This window comes from Rhizocola hellebori, assembly GCF_016862955.1.
GTDB classification, from domain to species: Bacteria; Actinomycetota; Actinomycetes; order Mycobacteriales; family Micromonosporaceae; genus Rhizocola; species Rhizocola hellebori.
This window is the reverse complement of sequence record NZ_BONY01000027.1, coordinates 1-18,741: the sequence shown is the minus strand read 5'-3', so window position 1 is coordinate 18,741 and position 18,741 is coordinate 1. Positions and strand designations below refer to the sequence as shown.

Here is an 18,741-nt window from a genome sequence, read left to right as displayed (position 1 = left end):
CCGAAGCGGACCCACCCGGCATCTCCTCGCCGGGTGGGTCCGTGGTTGTCGGGGTCATCCGGTAGAAAGAGCGCATGGGGGAGGCCGTCGATTTCCGTGTACTCGGCGCGCTGGACCTTCGCCACGGCGGCATGGCGGTCGAGCTGGGCACCCCCAAGCAGCGCACCATTCTCGCGCTGCTGCTGCTGAGTCCCGGCCGGCCGGTGACGGTGACCCGCATGGTCGACGAGCTGTGGCCGGGTGAAGCCCCACACTCCGCTGTCGCCAACGTCATTACCTACGTCAGCCGCCTGCGCCGGATTCTGGCCGGGGTCGGCTGCGCGCTGACCCGCCGCGACAGCGCCTACGTGCTGGAGACCTCCGCTGAGACCATCGACTTCCATCGCTTCGCTGGGTTGACGGGCCGGGCCGAGACGGCCTTGCGGGCGGGTGACCTCACCGAATCGGCCCGCCTATGGGCAAGCGCGCTGGATATCTGGCGCGGCAAGCCTTTCGAAGGTGTGGCCACCGGCCCGGAGCTGGAGGCGGCCTCGGCCGGTTGGCAGGAGTGGCGGCTGACCGCCTTCGAAAGCCACGCACAGGTGAGGCTGCGGCTGCATGACACCGGCGACCTCATCGCCACCCTGCTGGCCCACACCCGCGCGGAACCGTTGCGGGAGACCGGTTGGCTGCTGCTGATGGAGGCGCTGCGGGCGGGCGGCAACTCCGCCGCGGCGCTGCAGGCCTATGAGCAAGCAAGGCTCGCTTTGGCCGAGCAGCTGGGCACCGATCCGGGGCAGCGTTTGCGCGCGCTGCATCAGGAGATCCTGACCGACGACGGCAGGGCCCCCGTCGTGCCTGCCCAACTTCCCTTTGACGGGTACGGGTTTGTCGGCCGCCGCGGCGAGCTGCGTCAGCTCGACACCGCCCTGAGCCGTGGGCATTCACAGCCCACCGCCGTGCTCATCACCGCCATCGCCGGCATGGCCGGTGTGGGCAAGACCGCGCTGGCGGTTCACTGGGCCCACCGCGTCAGTGGCGAGTTTCCCGACGGGCAGCTCTACGTCAACCTCGCCGGCTTCACCACTTCCGGCTGCCCGGTGCAGCCGGGCGACGCTCTTAAAGGTTTCCTTGATGCCCTTGATGTCCCGGCCGACCGGGTGCCCTCCGATGTGGACGGACGGGCGGCGCTCTACAGAACCCTGCTGGCCAAGCGGCGCATGCTGATCGTGCTGGACAACGCCGCGAGCGCCGAGCAGGTGCGCCCACTGCTTCCGGGCACACCAGGTTGCCTGGTCGTGGTCACCAGCCGCAGTCAGCTGCCCGGCCTGCTCGCCGCCGCGGGCGCGGAGCCGCTGATGCTTGGCCTGCTTTCCGTGTCGGAAGCCCGGCAGATGCTCGCTGAGCGGCTCGGCGCGGGCCGGGTGATCGCTGAGCCGCAGGCCGCCGGGGAGATTATCGACCGATGCGTGCGGCTGCCGCTGGCACTGGCCATCGTCGCGGCGCGGGCCGCCATCCGGCCCGCGGCCAGCCTCGCGCTGCTCGCTGCGCAGCTGCGCGAGGCCGGGGCGGGTTTGGACCCGTTCGAAGCCGGCGATGCAGCCACCGATGTGCGGGCCGTGTTCGCCTCCTCCTACCGCACGCTTCCGCCACTCCAGGCACGCCTGTTTCGGTTGCTGGGTCTGCATTCCGGCCCCGACATCGGGGTGGCCGCCGCGGCCAGCCTCGCCGCGCTGCCGCTCGCGCAGACCAGCCGGCTGCTCGGCGAGCTGGCCCAGGCCCATCTGGTGACCGAGCCCGCAGCGGGCCGCTACGGGATGCACGACCTGTTGCGCACCTTCGCCGGTGAGACGGCCGCCGCCACCGACGCCCCAAGCGAGCGACACGACGCGCTTCGCCGGCTCTACGACCACTACCTGCACGCATGCGAGAGCGGTGCCACCGCCATCAATCCGCTGCGAGTCGCCGTCGCCGATCACGACCCGCTGCCCGCCGTGGTGCTTTTCGAGTTCACCAGCGCCGCAGACGCTCTGGCCTGGTTCCGTGACGAGCACGCCGCCCTGATCGCCTGTGTGCACCGGGCCGCGGCCGTTGGCCTGCCAGCCCACGCCATACGGCTGGCCGGGGCGCTGGCCACCTACTTCGACCGGCGCGGCCACTGGTCCGACTGGGTCAGCACGCAACAGGCCGCGATCGAGGCGGCCCGCGCCGCGGGTGACCGCATCGGCCAGGCCCACGCCCACCGGCGGCTGGCCCGGGCGCTGACCCGCATGTCGCGCCTTGCCGAGGCGCACGCTCAAGCCCTTGCGGCGCTTGAGCTTTTCACTCACGAGGCCGACTGCCGCGGTCAAGCCAACACTCAGCTTGACCTAGCCCTGCTGCTCGAGCAGCAAGGCCGTTTCGCCGAAGCGCTCGGCTACGCCCAAGCCGCGCTGTCCGTCTTCCGCCGCGGCGACGACGACGCGGCGAAAGCCAACGCCCTCAACTCGGTCGGCTGGGCCTACTCTCTGGTCGGCGACCATCGAAAGGCGCTGATTCATTGCCAGGAGGCGCTGGAGGTGTTGCGCGGGTTGGACAACCGCGACAGCGAGGCACACACCTGGGACAGCATCGGCTACGCCCACCACCATCTCGGCGAGCACGACGAAGCCGTTGCCTGTTATCTGGTGGCGCTGGAGCTGTTCCGTGAGCTGGGCGACCGCTTCTACGAAGCGCGCATCCTGGTACACCTGGGCGAGGCCCGTCACGCGGCCGGCCAACACGGCGAGGCCGCCCTGATGGAGGCGCTGTCGATCCTCGACGATCTCGGGCATCCCACAGCTGCCGAGGTGCGCGGCAAACTCGAGGCGGCGCGTGGCGATCGATCCCGTGCAATAGTCGGGCTACCACTACTGCGCCAGCGACCTATGGCGTGAGATGGTACCTCCATGAGCAGCTCGGCCACGCCGCCATCCGCACGTATCAGCGGTCGGGCTCTAGCGGGGCTCCTCGTCTTGGTGGCAGCGCTCGGTGTCGCGTTCGTAGAGCTGCCTCGCACGTTGGCGGCGAACAGATCGACCGGCGATCTGGCCGATAGGCGCAACCTCGTCAAAGCCGTACAAGGAACGTTTGACGGCTATTGGAGATCTGGCGATCGAGAGTTCTCTGCCGGCTTGAAAGAGGTTGTCGGCTATTGGTTTCGCTACCACTTGGCCAAGGCGTCGATCGCCGCGCTTATGCTGGCTGTGTTCGTCGCGCTCGCCATCGTTGTCTGCCGAGCGTTACTCAGAGGCGGGCGTCAGCACGCGTGGCGCACAGCTATCCTGGCGTCGGCCAGTGGCGCCTTCACGTTGCTCGCCCTGGCTTCACTGGTGACGGTGATGGCCAACGTCCAGGGCGCCGTAGCACCCTTCGCCTCGCTGCTGCCCATGCTGACCGACGGCGCAGCCGACCCCGAGCTGGCCGAGACGCTCGATCAGGTCAGACAGGGTCTGGCTGACCCGAGTGCTGGCCGGCAGTCCCATTCTGCTCTCCAGGTCATGGTCAGCGACTTTTCCCGATTCCACGTGGCGCTAGCTGTGTCGGCAGCGGTCGTGGCACTCATCGTCGTGGGCCTCAGCGTGATGCTCTGGCGTAGGTTTGCGGCATCACGGCCAACAGACCGGCGCACCAGACGCGTGTTCGCAGCCTTCGGCACTTTCGCGGCTTTGCTTGTGCTGGCCCTCACGATCGTCGCCGTAGCAAACATGACCACCGCGGCACAGCCGACATCGGCCTTGTTGGCGTTCTTCAACGGCCATTGGTGACGCTGCCCGGAAACCCGCTCGCTGCGGCATTGGCCGGAACCCCGTCCGTTGTGGCGTTGGCTGGATCCCGTCCGTTGTGGCGTTGGCTGGATCCCGTCCGTTGTGGCGTTGGCCGGATCCCGCCCGCTGTGGCGTTGGCGGGAACCTCGTTGGCCGGATTCCGCCCGCTGCGGCATTGGCTACAGGCGGAGGTCAGTGGCGGTGGAGATATGGGCCGATAAGCGTTATGACGAAGACGATGGCCGCGGCGAGGGCACCCAGGCGCGCATAGCGGTGCGCCACATAGGCATGCCACCACGCGATGGCCGCCTCCGCGATCGGGCTAACCTCAACCTTGAGGTTGGACATCGGAAGCAACCTCACCGCAAGTGTCGGCGACAGGGCTGCCGGATTGAGTGTGCGTCGGCCGGACGGCGGGTGGGTCGCCTGCGGGTCGTTGGAGAACCACACCTCGAACTCGACCTCGATCTCGGCCTCGACAAGGCCGGCCTGCTCGGCCTGCCGCCGGGTCGATCGGCGTACCAACGTCTCCTGAAGATACGCGTCGGCGGTGTCGGGACGATGCAGCCACCGCCGCAGCGCAAACCACTGCCATCGGATCGCGATATCGGTCAAGGCTTGCGAATACAGCGCGTGAGCTTCGTATTCGTCATCGCCTGCCAGCAGTTGCGCGTCCTGGCGCAGCTGATGCAGATGCGTGGCGACGAAGGCCACGTAATCGCGAGGCGGCTCCGGTGAAATCCCGGCCCAGATGCCGTGCAGCTCGGACCAGATGGTGGCACGCTGCCCAGCCGGCAGACGGGAATCGGGCTCGACCAGCATCTCTGTCGTCTCTTCGAGTTGGCTGCATACCAGCTGCGTCACATCGTAGCGCCACCCACGTCAGGTAGCAGCAGTTGATCAAGGTCGGGGGTGAGGCCATTTTCCAGGCAATCTGCAATGCCCGCCGCAGATCTTGGCGAAGTGACAAGGCCTTGGCATACTGCGTGCGTGGATCCGCTCCGCGGCCTTGCTGACATCGCTTGGGCCTGTATGCACGGCGCGTACACCTCGGCCGAGGAAGTACCTGGATGGCTCGAGGCGCTTCGATCTGCCGACAGCGGAGCACGTGACGCCGCCTTGGCCGGGTTGTGGAACGCGGTCATTCATCAGGGCACCCGCTGGCAGGTCAGCGCGCACGTGGTGCCCTTTCTGGTGCGGTTGATCGACGATCCTGCCAACCCCGGCCGGGCCGAATTGATGACATTGCTACGCGATATTGGCGTGGGACCACGCGGCGACCGCGACCTGCCGTTCGATCCCGGCGTCGCCTTTGGCCGGCACGGCTCGCAGCACGTGACCAAGGAACAGGAGGACGCGATAGTCGAGCTGGTGTATCACCTCGAAGAAGAGATCACCGACGACTGGGCCGACATCGCCGACGCCTGCGCCGAAAAGTGGGAGGCCGACGCCTACTGGGCCGCCGCGACACACGTCGATGTCTACATTCGCTGGCTCGTCGACGCCGATTCAGACGTTGGCTCGCAGGCAGCCGAGTTGTTGGCGTGGTTCAAGCCAACCGAGCCAACGATCGCCTCGCTGCTGGGCGCGGACCGCAACGATGCCGTTCGGGCTAGCGCCAACCTGGCCTTGGCACATCTAGATGTGCCAGGCAACGCCATAGCCAACAAGATGGCCCTGCTGCTCCAGCACGACTCGTTGACGATCAAGCTAACGGCCGCAGTCGCGTTGGCCTACCGGGTGGGCCAGAACATACCCGATCGCGCACTCGAAATTCTCATCGACGCGAAAGAAAGCCAGACATTGCCAGACTTCCCACCTGGCTGGCGCCAACGAGCCCAACGCGGCTACGCCGCCCTTGCGCTGCAACGCCTCGGCCTGACCTGACACCCCACAGGGTTGGCCAGAGGCTCGGGCGGAATCACCCGAGCCTCGGTTTGCCAATTCACTCAGAAAGCGCCGGTGCGCCTGTTTCCGCTGCCCCCGCTGTCGAGGCTGTAGCCGACCGAAGCGAAGACCTTCTTGTGACCGTCGATCATCGGTGACCACAGGTAGCCGTTGCGGACGGCGGCGAGACACTGAATGTCATTGCGGTTCGCGTCGTTGACGACACACAGGGAGACCCAGGCGCCGTAGTAGGACTGTGCGGTGAGCCGTGCCCAGTTGGCGTTGCAGGCTGGGCTGTACCGCAGTTCCAAACCCTCCCACACGCCGAGGGGATCGACGCCGACCAGCTGGACGGTGTATCCGTCGGTGGCGCAGCCCATGTTTGACGGGTCCCGGCCGGCGCAGGTCGCGCCGTTGCATCCGACTGATTGAATGGTGGTCGCGGCCTCTGCCGGTGTCACCGCCGTCAGGGAAATGACCGCCGTGGCGACGACCATGACGACCGTCGACATGAGGCGGGAGAAAGGAGGGGTGTGTCGGGCTGTTTGCATGTCGATCCTCTCGTGACGAGATCCCTCTGCGGCGCAAGGAAAGCGCCTGCCAAATGTGAGGGCTGGCTGCCAATTTGGCTGCGGAAGCGTGCTGTCATCAGGCTGCCAGGTAGGCTTTCCGGTTGGCAGAGCAGCGGTGTCAGTTGCCACGCGGCCGTGGAAGTTGCCAATACAACTCCAGCAACCGATGGCGCATCAAGGACATATCCATTAGCGACCACACAGGGAGCGATGACATGGGTGCCCCTCTTAATGCAGATGCCGATCTCCTGCGATTTGGTGCCGGCCTGAGGGCTCTGATCAGAAGCGCAGGCATGCCGAGCCTTCGAGAGCTGGCTCGCCGGGTTCACTTCTCTCACACGACCATCGCGGAAGCAGCCAGCGGCCGCAGTTTGCCTACGTTGGAGGTGTTGCGGGCGATCGTCGCCGCCTGTGGCGCGGATCCGGCGCAGTGGGAGAGCCAGTGGCATGGGCTGGATCGATTGCGCCGCAACGCCGAGAAGTCCGGCGATGGGCGCCCGCCGCCGGCCGACGCTGAGTCGCCGTGGGCGCGGGTAGAGGTCGCCGACGGGGCCGACCCGGACGAGGCCAGATGCGCAGCCGGGGCGGAGACTGTCCATGCGCGACGGATTGCTCTGCGAGGCCAACGCCGGATCGTTGGAGTGGTGGAGCTTCGATACAACCCTTCCACGCATGCCGCCTGGGGCCGTTTCAAGGGGTACCCGATCCTCGATCGACTGGCCGAGTCGGGCCGAAAGGTCGATGTCACTATCGACGTGGTCCGAGAGCACGACGGAAGGCGCGGGCCCTTCGAGCAGGAGTATTCCTTCGACTATCACTGGGGCGATCTCGTCGTCACCGGCTCCGGCCTGTTTTACGCGTGCGCTTCCATCAGGATTGATGGCGAGCTCGTCGCGTACACAGAAACGAATCGAGTTTTTCTTAAGTAGCACTGATCGGCCGCGAGTGTCAGTTGACACCCGACCTCTGTCCCCATTGCCATGCGCATGCCACGTTTAAGTGACATCGACTGGCATGGCCCTATCGGGCAGAGGGGAACGAAATGTCATCCATTCTGCAAAGGACATCACTGCAGGTCATCGCGATTGGCGGCCTCGCCATCGGGCTCATGCTAAGCCCTGTTCCGGCCGAGGCGACCTGGGACGGCTATCGGGTCACCGGGACCGGTGGTGTCGGGCTCAAAGTCCGCACCGATCCCTATAATTCGGGTGCCGGTGTGGTCACTGTTCTGTCCGACGGCACCGCGTTCTCGGCCGTGTGCGCAGTCCGGGCCCGGGATGTCCTCGGTAACACCGTCTGGCATCGGATCTCCGCTCCGGTTCAAGGCTGGATTTCCGATTACTACACCACCACACCTGGCTTCAATCAGTACATCCCGGGGGAACTCGACTGCAATCAGTACAACAGGGCATCCGCCACGAGTTGGGCTCTCGCGCACTGGAACGACCCGGAGTATTACCCGGGCAATGACTGCACCTGGTTCGTCTCACAAGCCTTGTGGATCGGGGGCCTGCCCCAGACCGCAACGTGGTATCCACATTCAGTCGAGGCCGTCAATGCAGACAGCTTCAAGAATGCCTTGGTACGGGCCAACTTCGCCACGATCAGAGAGCTCAGCTGGTCTGACTACACGGCCGGCGGAGCGCAGATCGGCGATGTCATCGGCTACGACTGGAACCCGGACGGCAGGTTCGATCACGTGGCCATCGTCACCAGCATTTCGTCGCAGATTCCGATTGTCACTCAGCACAGTGTGGCGAATCCGGGCAGACAGTGGTGGAAGGACAGCAACGGGAATCTGCTCCAGAATTCGATGCCAGGGTCACGGGTATACCTTCTCCACGTCGTCCCGTAGCCGGCGGAACTGGCCCCGAGTCCGGGCGTGCCGACCGTAGTGGACAGGGCTGTCACCTAGGTGGCTGGCCGATTCGGCGAACCGGCCAGCGCGAACTGGACCTTGTGGGCTGCCCTGCGCCCCGGTGTCGCTCTTACTCTTTGGCCATCGGCTGAGGTCTGAGGAGCCCAACAAACTATGAACGTTCTGCTGTGGATCGTCGCGGGTGTGCTTGCCGTCGTCTTCACCGGCGCCGGAATCATGAAGGCCACCCAGCCCAGGGAGAAGCTGGCCCAGATGGGCCTGGCCTGGACCGAGGCCTTCAGCCCTCTGACAGTCAAGCTGATCGGCACAGTGAACTTTATGGGCGGAATCGGCCTGATACTGCCCGCCGTGTTCGACATCGCGCCGATTCTGGTGCCACTGGCCGCTTCCGGCATCGCCGTGCTCATGGTCCTGGCCGCCATCGTCCATGCCCGGCGAAAGGAAAACCAAGTCATTATCGGCAACGTGATTATCATGTTGCTCGCGCTTTTCGTGGCCTGGGGCAGGTTCGGTCCCTACGCCTTCTAACCGTCGGCGTCTATTTTGGATGGATGCGTCTGCGGCGAGCTTCTATCATGAGCCGTCCAACGGCGGCAGCAATCGGGCATCGACTGTCAGAAATACGATGCAATGAATGCGTTGAGTCGAGTGGCCAGTTAACTATAGGGATGAGGGACGAGCCCGTCCTCACAGACCTGAGGTCGGCCAGCGACGAAGAGCTTTATCGACGCCTATTCATCCATGGGCTGAACGCTCCGTCTGGAGGTTCGCCGGACTACGCCTACAAGTCGGATATTTGGGAAGTAGTCAACAAAGCCATCCGTAGCGAGATCGCCCGGCGCAAAGCCCCGCCGCCAGACTGGTGGCCGGATACCCGCCCAGCACCTCGCCCACCTCGAGTTAGCCGCCGCGCGATGGTCATCGCGGTGATTTACCTTTGCCTGCTCGCCATGATCCTCACCGCTGCCGCGCGGATAGGGCGCTAAACCACAGGGTGTCGGATCCTCGTCGTATCGAGTGATGCCTCTCGGTTCTCTAGTTGTAAAACACCACAACGAGAGTCCCTGAGGAGGAACAATGTGGCGTGACCCGGTAAGCGCAGCAGCGTTGCCAAAGAAGGTCGTTACCAACACCTTCGGGTTCGGCGACAACTGCTATTACGTGACGATAGCCAAACTGCTCAACACCACTGTGAGCAAGCTCGTCGACAAGACAGGCGAGATGCAGCTCGACGGTGGCGCGCAAGACAGCGAGATCAAGGCACTGCTCGACGCGACCGGCGAGCCCTACCAGGTCGCGACGGTCACCAGCCTGGCTCAGGCCGAAGAGATCGCGTTGCAGAACAATCTCGGCTTCTCGAAGAAGTTCGCGATTAGGTTCACGCGGCCCGACTCGACCCGGCACATGATCGTCCTCAAGTGGGATTCGATGCAGCAGGTGTGCGAGTACCGCGACTACCAGAGGAACAACGACGGCGCGGACGGCCGAGAGGACATCTCGCGGGGCCAGGTAGATCTCGTGGTCTGGTTCCCGAACGTGAACTGACTGGGGCATCCTGGTAGAGACGCCCCGATGCGAAGCGTAATCATGTCGCATCTGGGGTGCACGACAAAGCCGCGACCAGGCATCTCTGCTGGCCGCGGCTTACGGTTCGGTGAGACCGTGGCGGTATGCGTACCTGATGGCGTCGGCGCGGTCGCGTGCGCCGATCTTGGCGAAGGCGTTGTTGACATGGGTTTTGACAGTGCTCTCGCCGATGAAGAGCGTAGTGGCGATGTCGTGGTTGCTCATCCCCTGCGCCATCAGCTGCAGGATTTCCACTTCGCGGGGGGTGAGTCGGTCCGGGTTGCTCCATCGACCTGTGGAGGCTGGCTGCAGTAAGCCACCGACGATGCGCTGCGATACCGCGTGATCGAAGGTCGCCTGTCCCTGTGCGGTCGCCCGCAGTGCGGCTGCGATCTGATCTCGGCTTGCGTTCTTGGTGAGATAGCTGCGCGCCCCGGCGCGCAGTGCCTGCCCGATGGATTCGTCATCGGCATAGGTGGTCAGAACGATTACGGCCACGTCCGGGTGCCGGAGGGTGATCTGCCTGGTCGCCTCGATGCCATCGGTGCTGGGCATCCGCAGGTCCATGAGGGCGATGTCGGCTGAAACGTTATCCAGCAGGGCGAGGACCTGCGCGCCGTCGGCGGCATCGCCGACGACCTGGACACCGTCGATGAGCTCAAGCAGCGCCACTAGTCCTTCCCGGACGATCTGCTGATCGTCGGCGATCACCACCCGGATCGGCTTGCTGCTCACGCGGGCACCTCTGCAGTCACGTGCCAGCCGTCGGCGTCCTCACCCGCTGCGAAGGATCCACCGGCGAGTGCGACGCGTTCGGCCATTCCCGTCAGACCGTACCCGCGAGGGCTGCTCGCTTCGGTTGTCCGTGCGCCGCGTGCGTTGCGCACCGACAACCGAACGGTGTCGGCCAGGTAGGCGACGACCATCGCCACGGCGGCGCCAGGGGCGTGCTTGGCAGCGTTGGTCAGCGCTTCCCGGGCCGTGCGGATCAGGGATACGGCGGCGTCTGCGGCGATCGGGCGGGGGTTGCCGTCGATGGTGAGTGTCGCCGGGTTCGCGCCGCTGGAGGCGTGGGCGTCGACGAGCTGTAACAGCGCCTTGGGCAACGGCGGCGCGTCATCGCGTAGCGCTGCCACCGCGAGCCGCGCCTCCGTCAGGCCCTCGGCCGCCAGCCGGCGAGCCAAGCGCACGCGTGGCAGGGCGGCGTCGGCGTCGCCTCGCTCGGTCAGCAGCGCGTCGACGACCTCGAGCTGGATGGCGAGCGATCCCAGCGCATGCGCCAGGACGTCGTGCAGCTCGCGCGCGATCCGGGCGCGCTCGTCCAGCGCCGCCGCGCGGGCGTGTTCGCGACGTGCGTGCTCTTCCCGCTCCAGCAGGCGGTGAGCGTGTTCGGCCTTGACCCGGTAGTCCCGCCGGACCAGTGCGAGCACCACGACGATCAAGATGACCGTGGCGTCTGCTGTCAGATCCGTCAGCGGTTGACCGCGGACGAGCTGGCCGAGGGCGACCGAGCCCAGCACCAAGCCGGTGACCATCATGATCATGCCCAAGCTGGGCCGGGTATATGTCGCCAACCCGGTCAATGCCACGCACGCCATGATCACGCCCGTGCCGTCATCGGTCGCGGCGATCGTTTGCGCGGTGGCCACGGCCGAGATCCCGAGAGCGATCAGTGCGACAGTCGGCAGGCGGCGCTCGAACGCCAGGAACGCGATCCACCCCGCGACGCCGGCCGTCATCAACGCCCAGACGCTGGCCGCGGGCTCCGCACGTGTAGTCAGCGGAGCCGCCACCATCACGACCGTGCCGATGATGCGCTCGACTGTCCATCCCGGCGGCCGGTAGGCCAACCAGAACGGGCGACGCCGGCGCGTCTGCGATGTATCCATGAGGTGACGGCTCCAGGCGTACGGTCAGCGGTGCAAGGTCGCGATCAACTCAACCACAAGCAGTCGGTATCCCACGAACACCAGCAAGGCCATCAGACCCACCGCCGCCAACCCCACGATCGACTTTCCGCTCATACGCGTGCCCTCCCTCGCTGCGAACCCATCAGGTCTCTGAACAGGTCCCTTTCGGTTCTGTTGTCCGCAGAAAGGCTAGAAACGCAGGCCCGCTCCAGGGACCACCCCGAGGTGGAGAACGTGGTGGAGATCAAGGTGGAGCCGTCCACCATCGATCTGCGCGCGAGGCAGGATCTTTCGGCGCGAAGCCCGATATCCGCTCTACACGCATGGACGACAGCCAGGCGGCAGCCATTCGGCAGGGTCCTTGTCGCCTTTGGACTGGTTGACGTTGTCGGCAGCCGTCGCTTTCCTCGTTCCGGTGTACCTACGCCCGCGCCTGGATCCAGGTCAAGTACTTCTACGCCCTGACAGTCGACAGCGGCGAGAAGTCAGCCCTCAACAGCATGCTCGCCACCTGCTGAACACCACGTTGCGGTGGCCCGCATCGGGCCACCGCACACCAGGTCCGAAGCCCGTCGCAGCGTTGCTCGAATGCCGCCCTTGCAGCACCAGACCAGGTTCGGATTCACGCCCGGAGTCTTCGCCAGGAAGAGCTGATGATGCTTTTTGGGTTGCCGTGCGCCCTTGCCAGCCAATTCGGCGCGTGGATGGCGAAGAAGACCAGGCACCGATCGCCAGCCGCGTTGGCCAGCGCAAGGCGACCGTGATCCCCTTCCGGGTCACCAACGATCCGCGAGTGACCGGGTCTGGTTGCTGCCATCGGATACTGCGATCTTCTGTGGACGTTCTCGTTTTTGGCGCGCGTCATTGAGACGGCGCTGACCGTTGTCAAAACGGAACGGTGACCGATCTAAATCCCTTGCAATCTTTGGACCAGATACGGTGAGGCCGCCGGGCTCGACGCGACTATCGCTGCGAAACCGCCGCTGGTTCCGCCCACGATCTCGTTACGTTCGACCGCACGACCTGGCCGGCCCGCCTGGCGTCGAAAGTACTTCTCGTTTTCGGTGTCTCCGTGAGCTTCGCCGTATTCGCTCGCTAGCGCGGCGACGTCAGCTGCACGTAATGCTGCAGGAGTGCCAGATCTTCGGGCTTGGCACGGGACGATAGTTGGTCCCATGCTGCAGCCACAATTCCGCCGAGGGCAGCCTCGGCGACGTTCTGGCCGGGAGGCGTGAAAGGGCTTAACCCGAGTGCGACCAAAGAACCTATGGCAAACGACTTGGCGCCAGTCTGAACTCGGGACAGAAAAGACGATCTTGCAATCTGTTCCTCAAGTCTTCTCCGCCCTGCGGCCAGCTGTTCTGAGACGATCTGGTGCGCAGAGCCCGATTCGAGAAGGTCCTGACTTCGCGCGTTCTGTACGTCCAGGAGCGCCCTGCGGAGATTTTGGCGCCATTCTTGAAACTCATCACCTGCCCGGACAGCCAGAATCTCCTTGGCGGTTAACTTGAAGTCAGGGATATCCAGAGCAGCCAACTCGGTGACCAACAAGGACTCGTCGAGGCGAGTGCGCGGCATGGATGCAGTCCAGAATTGATCCCAGCTCAAATAGCTGCGCCAGCCAGCGAAGCTGTTCAGGCCCAGGCTCGTAATGTGTTTGAGTACCTGGAGGTGGAATCGGTAAGGCAGAAATAGGTCGAAATGATGACCATGCTTGGCGCTCAGCTCCATCGACGCCATGATCGAGTCAGTGGCGTCCATGACGAGCATATCGAGGGCAGGTCTCATCTCTGTGGCCAATTGCCTAGCGAATTCCTTCGCGTCCTGGCCATATAGATGGCGACGATCGGCCGCGAAGTCCTGAAGGTCGCCGTCTCTGGCCACATCGTCCATCAGCGAGGCAAGCCGAGCGGCATCACCGCGCGAGGTAATAAGATCATCCTCAAGCAGTACGACTGCTCCACTATCAATCAGCGGACGCAGATAGGCTAGGAATATCAGGTAGTGCTGAAATCGCTGGCGTGTAATCGCATTGACGTCCCTGCCCGGCGAATTTGGGAATCGGTCAGTCAAATAGCGTAGGGGATCCGGTATGGCAACGCTGTGCGAATACAAGAGGTGTAGGTGGATCCGATCGACCGCTTGTTCGACGTTGGACATCTCGTCGAGATCGCGATCTGTATACAGCGCAAACCCACTGGTCTCACGGCCGACATAGGCAGGGGACACCAGTGGTCGTAGCTCCCCGCCCTGTCGTAACGGGACCCGGAATGTGCCAGCGAAGAGTTCGTAGTCATGCTTCAGCTGGACAAACTTTTCGCTGGGCAGCATTTCTGAAGCGACGATAGTCTCCGGGGACAACGGACCTATCGCCGATTCTACTAGGTCGACTATATTGGGCGTCTTCACGTCAATCAGAATGCCATGACCACGAAAGCCTGGCACAGTGTCGAATTTGGAGCGTCTATATAAGAGTGCGCTCCAAGCCCTTGAGGTACAGCAAGAGCTTGTTGCGGACTGATTCGCCGGTACTGCGGCCCGCCTTCTGGCGTGCTTGATAGCTTGAGCGACAGCGAAACCCAAAACAGGAGCCCGCTCAGGTTAGTTCCTGTCCTCTGGGGCAAAGTCATTCACTTTCAGGTTGGCAGGGCGACTCAACCCAGGCCAATGGTTACTGCGATGACGGCGTCAATCATTTCGTCCGTCCATCCGGTGTGGTGGCCTGTCATGTTGTGCTTCTCGCCAGGCTTGGAGTGGTTTTGGATACTACGTTTGTCGAGTTTTCTCCTGCATAGAACACGAGGCTTTCGCCGTGCGGGTGATCGCGGACATTCTGCGGGAATCCTTCATCGTGCGGTCGCTCGGCGGCTTCGGGGGGCCTGGTAGTTGCGGGCTTCATCGACGAGTTCCCTGAACTTTGTTGCCTGGACGTCGTCGCTGAACGTGATCGTCATGGCCCGGCCGCTGCGGTCGCCTTCGCGCCACTTCACGCGCAAGGCCGTGGCGTTGTCCTTCCTGTTGGTTCGATGCTGGCCACCTTCGCTGATCCTCCCGTGTGAAACGCGCTCATGTCGCGTCGAGAAGGAAGCTAGCCATCGTGCGCCTAAATCGGCAATCGTGGGTGCACGATAAGGCCGCGACCAGACATTTCTGCTGGCCGCGGCTTTGATAAACCGTGGGCGATACTGGGATCGAATACTAAACTTTATCCAGCATATCGGGCATTAGCTTCTAACCACCTGAAAATTTCTCGCCAAAACTGCTCACGTTTCAGGCATTTCGATCGCCGCGTACGTCGCGGTGCACCCAGGGTGCACGCATAGATCATCGATGCGTCGATGTCTCGACCGGCTAACGATCCGCGGCCGCGTTCCGTGGTTCCGGCCGACGCGGACCTCGGCGGGCAGCTACGAGCGGATCCCGGCGTTTGATCCTTGTGGTGCGGCGCGGTGGTGGTTCGGCAACGGTTTCGGTGTCCTGCCATGATCGGATCAGCCCGGCGAGTTGGTCGCCGCTCATGAAGATCCTTCCGCCCGGCCGGGTCAGGAACCGGCTAGGTATCTTGCCGGTGGAGATCCATCGCCGGATGGTCGATTCGCCGTGCCGTGTCCATCGTGCGATTTCCGCGATGTCGAACAAGGTCACAAAGTCGCCCACAACCGGACTTCGTTCCTCCACGCCTTCAGCCCTTCACCCCGATTGGTCCGCTCTGTCGACCATGCGCTTGTCGGCGTGGCAGCGACAGGGCAAGCCACCCGTATTCACCTATAGGGCGTAATGAATGAAAAGGTGAAGCCTGCCTTGCCTTACGCGAGGGAGGCCATATGTCGCGGCGGCCGCCTGTCGTCGACTCGCGTGACGCGCCTAGGCGTCGGGTTGGTGTTGCCATTGCTGGAAGTAGGCGCGCATGGCGGTGATGTGTTCCTTGTCGACGCCGTAGGCTTCGAATTCGCGATCGGGGATGCGGGTGAGGAATCCGAGCGACTCGGCGAACATGGTTTGCTCGAATCCGGGGTTATGTTCCGAGAGGAGCGCTTCGAGCTGTTGCTGGTTGTAGCGGCCGCTGAGATGTATGGCGTACACGTCGAGGAAGTCGCGTGGTGCCCACCGGTTGTATAGGGCGTCCATCTTGCCTGCAGCCGCATCGTCAGGGTGTAGGACGGGTCCGACGTTGAGGGTGACCGGTTCACGGGCTCGCCAGAAGAGGCCTAGGTCCACTTTGCAGGTTTCGCCGTCCGGCGCGGTGACCATCATCTGCACGAGGTCGGGTGTGCGCCGGGTGACGGTCACCTCGAATCGATGTCGGCGGAACGCCGCTACCACGTCGGTTTCCACCTCTGCTGGCCCGCCGCGTTCGAGGCCGAACAGGTCGATGTCGTCGGATGGGCGTGCGGCCATACCGTGAAGCTGGACTGCATGGCCACCTCCGAGGACGAACCCGCGGCCGGCGACGACCTCAAGCGCGATCCGCGCTAACTCTTGCTGGAATGGATCCATTAGGCGCTGCGAAGCTCAGGGAACCGGTCTTCCCACAGCGCGCGGACCTGCCGAGCGGGAAAGAGGCCGCGCCACTCGCGTCGCAAGATTCGCCAGTTGAGGAACCTCCGCTGGTCGGCTTCCTGCCCTTCCTCAAGGAGGATTTTGTACATGGCAGCACGATCGTAGTCGTCGTCAAGGTCGAACTCCTGGCGGCCGCTCCACGCCACATCCTTCGGGAGCGCCACGACACCGTGGTCAGGCCCTTGCAACTCGTCAAGGCTGCCGGGAACCGCGTAGGGCTTGACGTCCGCCACGCTGAACGGGCCAGGTCGTTCCATCTCCATGCCCTTATTATGACCGATCCATGGCACACCCGACTCGATTAGATGGGCAGGTCGTGAGCCCTGCCCCGACCGCTGTATGGTCCCTTGGGTGCCTCTAGCGTCGATGAGTGTCGCCTTGCCCGTGCCAGTCCGCGCCGGCTATTGCGTCGACGCTGACCACAGCGGATTAAGAGTCCGATCTTCGCAGCTCGTCCAATCTGGACGTGGGCAGCAAGCAAAGTCGCGCTTACGGATCTTAATTGCTAGATCATCCCGGGAATATCCCGCGTAGGTTCGATCATGATTGATTGATCCTGCATTGCGTGGGGATGGTTCCGGCCAACAGGCGCCTTCTGGGTCGTGAGCGGTAGGAGCCAGGTGCCCACAGCCATCACCATCACCACCGCCATCACGAAGCCAACCAAAGCGCCCGCCAGCATAAAGATGCCGACAAATGCGGTCGGCGACTGAACCGCTACCACCACAAGACGCGCGAGAGGTGGTGCCGATGCACCTACTACGCTGACTGCGACAAATAGTGAAATAACGGTCGCAAAGATCAGGTTATCAACAGGAGCGACCACGAACGACGATGTGACGCACACTAGAAGGCCGAGTGATGATGAGGCCACTCCCAGGAATGCGAACGTCGCTGCCGTCATGTTAAACGCCAATATCAAAGTCCGCCTGCTTAGAAAGCCCTGAACGGTCCGGACGTCCACTTGATCGAATTCCTGGAGCGATTTCGCTCCGAAGGTTTTGAACTCAATTGCTAATGCGATCAGCAAGCCGACGAAGACTTGGGCGAGGGTGCCGACTGCTTGTTGGTCCACAGCGTGGTTATATCACCGGAGGTCCATGGTCCTATCCCGTCACTGGCTGTCGCCGAGGTGGTCTTTGCAGTACCGGGTTTGGACATACAAGGAAGCGCAGCGCTGGAGGAGTCTCATTGTGGCTCTCAAAGCCGAAGCGACATCGCAACCAGTTTGGAAGATGTCGCCGTGCTGTCCAGATTGCACTAAAGGCGTTCTGTCGCAAGGGGTTCACTGCCCGTTGGTGCCCATCGGCGACCGCTGTCGGAACCGACGTGTGGCACGTACGTGGCATGTTCGATCATGCAGAGCTGCGGGCTCCGCCTCCGGAGGCGACCATCGTGAACGGACCAGTGTATGCATTCGCTTGGGCACCTACGCTGGATCGCGTCGTGTTGGACCTTAGCTCGTGCAGTCGGTAGGTGCTCGAAATGATCGCCTAGTCAAAGAAAACGATCATGCCTATGACGTTGAGGATGTTCAATGTACAAATCACCCCGATGAATATGAGAGCGGGTTTGCTCACAAATGCCGGAACGGCTTTCGCTACGGTCATGACCGGAATCGCGATGATCCCGATAATTCCAAACGCGGCCGCTGACAGGAGAGCGAGGTCTAGCTGAGTGTTTGTTCTGCCCAGCACAATGATCGCGAACATTGATAGGCCCAGCCCGAAGGTGCTCGCTATGAAGCCCGTGAGACTGATCGCTGCTGGCACGACAGCTTCTAACGGGACTGGATCTTCATGCTCCCCACCCTTCAGCACTCGCGCAGCTGCGCGGACCTCTAGAACGCCAGCGATGACGATTCCAGCAAGGACCTGCGCAGTAGTTCCCAGCTCTCCTCCATCCATAGGCGCACATCATGCCATCTGAATGTTCACTAGGTAGTCAAACAAACTCACTTGTCGATGAGATCTATTTGTAAAGGGCTGGTCGCCTCCGGAGGCGGAGCGGGGGACCTGTGGGCTGGCTTCCCGTCGCGCGGTCTGGTGGCCTCTTGGTGTGCGATGGGTGGGCATTGGTGCGGCCTGGCTTCCCGGAGTGTCCGGATCCAAGGCGGCGGAGCCCCTTGGCCGCCGGAGGCGATTTTCGTCGGCCCGAATAGGGTCGGCCTCCCCGGCGAGGGGATCTGTTCTTGCGCGCACGGCCTGGTGCTCCGCGGCTGCCTTCCGTTGCTGGTGCCCGGGATGGGTAGTGAGCATGATGGTGGAGGGAGCTTGCGACCGACCCTCGGCGTGAGCTGCGGAGTTGCGCCACTGTCGGCATGCGACGGATGGTCTGTAGTCCGGATGGCGGCGTGCCCGTGATGGTTGAGGCCCGTGTTCGGCTGGCGCTGGTGTTCGGGGTTCGTCGTGCCGGCCGCGAGCGAACGTGCTCGCCGGGCTCGGTGCGCCGGGGCCGAAGGCCTGGAGGCGCACCGATTGCCCTGGGGCGAGCGTTCGTGACGTTTGTGCTGCGGTGTCGCGTGGCCGGGAGTTGGGCTTGGCCTTAAGCCGTGGATGGTTAAGACGCGCTTAGGCGGGTTGGCCTGCGGCGCGTAGCGCGCT

General features: G+C 63.6%; 18 protein-coding genes. 8 read left to right on the top strand and 10 right to left on the bottom strand.

Features of this window, described 5'->3' with window-relative positions; all coding sequences use genetic code 11:
* Positions 1-74: 74 nt before the first annotated feature.
* Both Rhe02_RS22210 and Rhe02_RS22205 read left to right on the top strand, forming a co-directional pair.
* Positions 75-2,894, top strand: coding sequence for an AfsR/SARP family transcriptional regulator (locus Rhe02_RS22210; RefSeq protein ID WP_203910238.1), 2,820 nt, complete (start codon positions 75-77; stop codon positions 2,892-2,894).
* A 237-nt stretch (positions 2,895-3,131) separates the two neighbouring features.
* Positions 3,132-3,764 carry a hypothetical protein gene (locus Rhe02_RS22205; protein WP_203910237.1) on the top strand — a complete coding sequence of 211 codons (633 nt, stop codon included), beginning with the start codon at positions 3,132-3,134 and terminating at the stop codon, positions 3,762-3,764.
* Between the two features lie 192 nt (positions 3,765-3,956).
* Here the strand turns inward: Rhe02_RS22205 and Rhe02_RS22200 are convergent, their stop codons facing one another.
* The gene (locus Rhe02_RS22200; protein WP_203910236.1) at positions 3,957-4,628 is read right to left on the bottom strand and encodes a hypothetical protein; all 672 of its coding nucleotides are present in this window, start codon (positions 4,626-4,628) and stop codon (positions 3,957-3,959) included.
* Positions 4,629-4,754: 126 nt separating this feature from the next.
* Between Rhe02_RS22200 and Rhe02_RS22195 the strand changes: the two genes are divergently transcribed.
* On the top strand, positions 4,755-5,651 hold the full coding sequence (locus Rhe02_RS22195; protein ID WP_203910235.1) for a hypothetical protein: 897 nt from the start codon (positions 4,755-4,757) through the stop codon (positions 5,649-5,651).
* A gap of 62 nt (positions 5,652-5,713) precedes the next feature.
* On the opposite strand, the gene Rhe02_RS22190 is transcribed toward Rhe02_RS22195, so the two are convergent.
* Positions 5,714-6,202, bottom strand: a complete 489-nt coding sequence (locus Rhe02_RS22190) for a DUF2690 domain-containing protein (RefSeq protein WP_203910234.1) — start codon at positions 6,200-6,202, stop codon at positions 5,714-5,716.
* A gap of 236 nt (positions 6,203-6,438) precedes the next feature.
* Here Rhe02_RS22190 and Rhe02_RS22185 point away from each other — a divergent pair, with 236 nt between their 5' ends.
* From Rhe02_RS22185 to Rhe02_RS22165, 5 genes are all read left to right on the top strand, one after another.
* Positions 6,439-7,152 carry a helix-turn-helix domain-containing protein gene (locus Rhe02_RS22185; protein ID WP_203910233.1) on the top strand — a complete coding sequence of 238 codons (714 nt, stop codon included), beginning with the start codon at positions 6,439-6,441 and terminating at the stop codon, positions 7,150-7,152.
* A gap of 113 nt (positions 7,153-7,265) precedes the next feature.
* Positions 7,266-8,078, top strand: coding sequence for an amidase domain-containing protein (locus Rhe02_RS22180; protein WP_203910232.1), 813 nt, complete (start codon positions 7,266-7,268; stop codon positions 8,076-8,078).
* Positions 8,079-8,255: 177 nt separating this feature from the next.
* Positions 8,256-8,630, top strand: a complete 375-nt coding sequence (locus Rhe02_RS22175; RefSeq protein WP_203910231.1) for a DoxX family protein — start codon at positions 8,256-8,258, stop codon at positions 8,628-8,630.
* Positions 8,631-8,770: 140 nt separating this feature from the next.
* Positions 8,771-9,088, top strand: coding sequence for a hypothetical protein (locus Rhe02_RS22170; RefSeq protein WP_203910230.1), 318 nt, complete (start codon positions 8,771-8,773; stop codon positions 9,086-9,088).
* 91 nt (positions 9,089-9,179) lie between these two features.
* Entirely contained in the window at positions 9,180-9,647 is a 468-nt protein-coding gene (locus tag Rhe02_RS22165) for a hypothetical protein (protein ID WP_203910229.1), read from the top strand.
* A 99-nt stretch (positions 9,648-9,746) separates the two neighbouring features.
* On the opposite strand, the gene Rhe02_RS22160 is transcribed toward Rhe02_RS22165, so the two are convergent.
* The 8 genes from Rhe02_RS22160 to Rhe02_RS22130 all read right to left on the bottom strand — a co-directional run bounded on the left by Rhe02_RS22160 (position 9,747) and on the right by Rhe02_RS22130 (position 18,045).
* Entirely contained in the window at positions 9,747-10,382 is a 636-nt protein-coding gene (locus Rhe02_RS22160) for a response regulator transcription factor (RefSeq protein ID WP_239123981.1), read from the bottom strand.
* A 17-nt stretch (positions 10,383-10,399) separates the two neighbouring features.
* Positions 10,400-11,557, bottom strand: coding sequence for a sensor histidine kinase (locus tag Rhe02_RS22155; RefSeq protein WP_203910228.1), 1,158 nt, complete (start codon positions 11,555-11,557; stop codon positions 10,400-10,402).
* A 1,116-nt stretch (positions 11,558-12,673) separates the two neighbouring features.
* Complete coding sequence (locus Rhe02_RS22150) at positions 12,674-13,987, bottom strand: hypothetical protein (RefSeq protein WP_203910227.1); 1,314 nt, start codon at positions 13,985-13,987, stop codon at positions 12,674-12,676.
* Between the two features lie 942 nt (positions 13,988-14,929).
* On the bottom strand, positions 14,930-15,223 hold the full coding sequence (locus tag Rhe02_RS50965; protein ID WP_373320677.1) for a helix-turn-helix domain-containing protein: 294 nt from the start codon (positions 15,221-15,223) through the stop codon (positions 14,930-14,932).
* 219 nt (positions 15,224-15,442) lie between these two features.
* A complete protein-coding gene (locus Rhe02_RS22145) occupies positions 15,443-16,075 on the bottom strand; it encodes a nucleotidyl transferase AbiEii/AbiGii toxin family protein (protein ID WP_203910226.1) in 633 nt (210 codons plus the stop codon).
* Complete coding sequence (locus Rhe02_RS22140) at positions 16,075-16,401, bottom strand: hypothetical protein (RefSeq protein ID WP_203910225.1); 327 nt, start codon at positions 16,399-16,401, stop codon at positions 16,075-16,077. Before Rhe02_RS22140 ends, Rhe02_RS22145 begins: the two co-directional genes overlap by 1 nt.
* Before the next feature lie 242 nt (positions 16,402-16,643).
* Entirely contained in the window at positions 16,644-17,213 is a 570-nt protein-coding gene (locus Rhe02_RS22135; protein WP_203910224.1) for a hypothetical protein, read from the bottom strand.
* A gap of 418 nt (positions 17,214-17,631) precedes the next feature.
* Positions 17,632-18,045: a hypothetical protein gene (locus Rhe02_RS22130; protein WP_203910223.1), complete on the bottom strand. Its 414-nt coding sequence runs from the start codon at positions 18,043-18,045 to the stop codon at positions 17,632-17,634.
* Between the last annotated feature and the right edge of the window lie 696 nt (positions 18,046-18,741).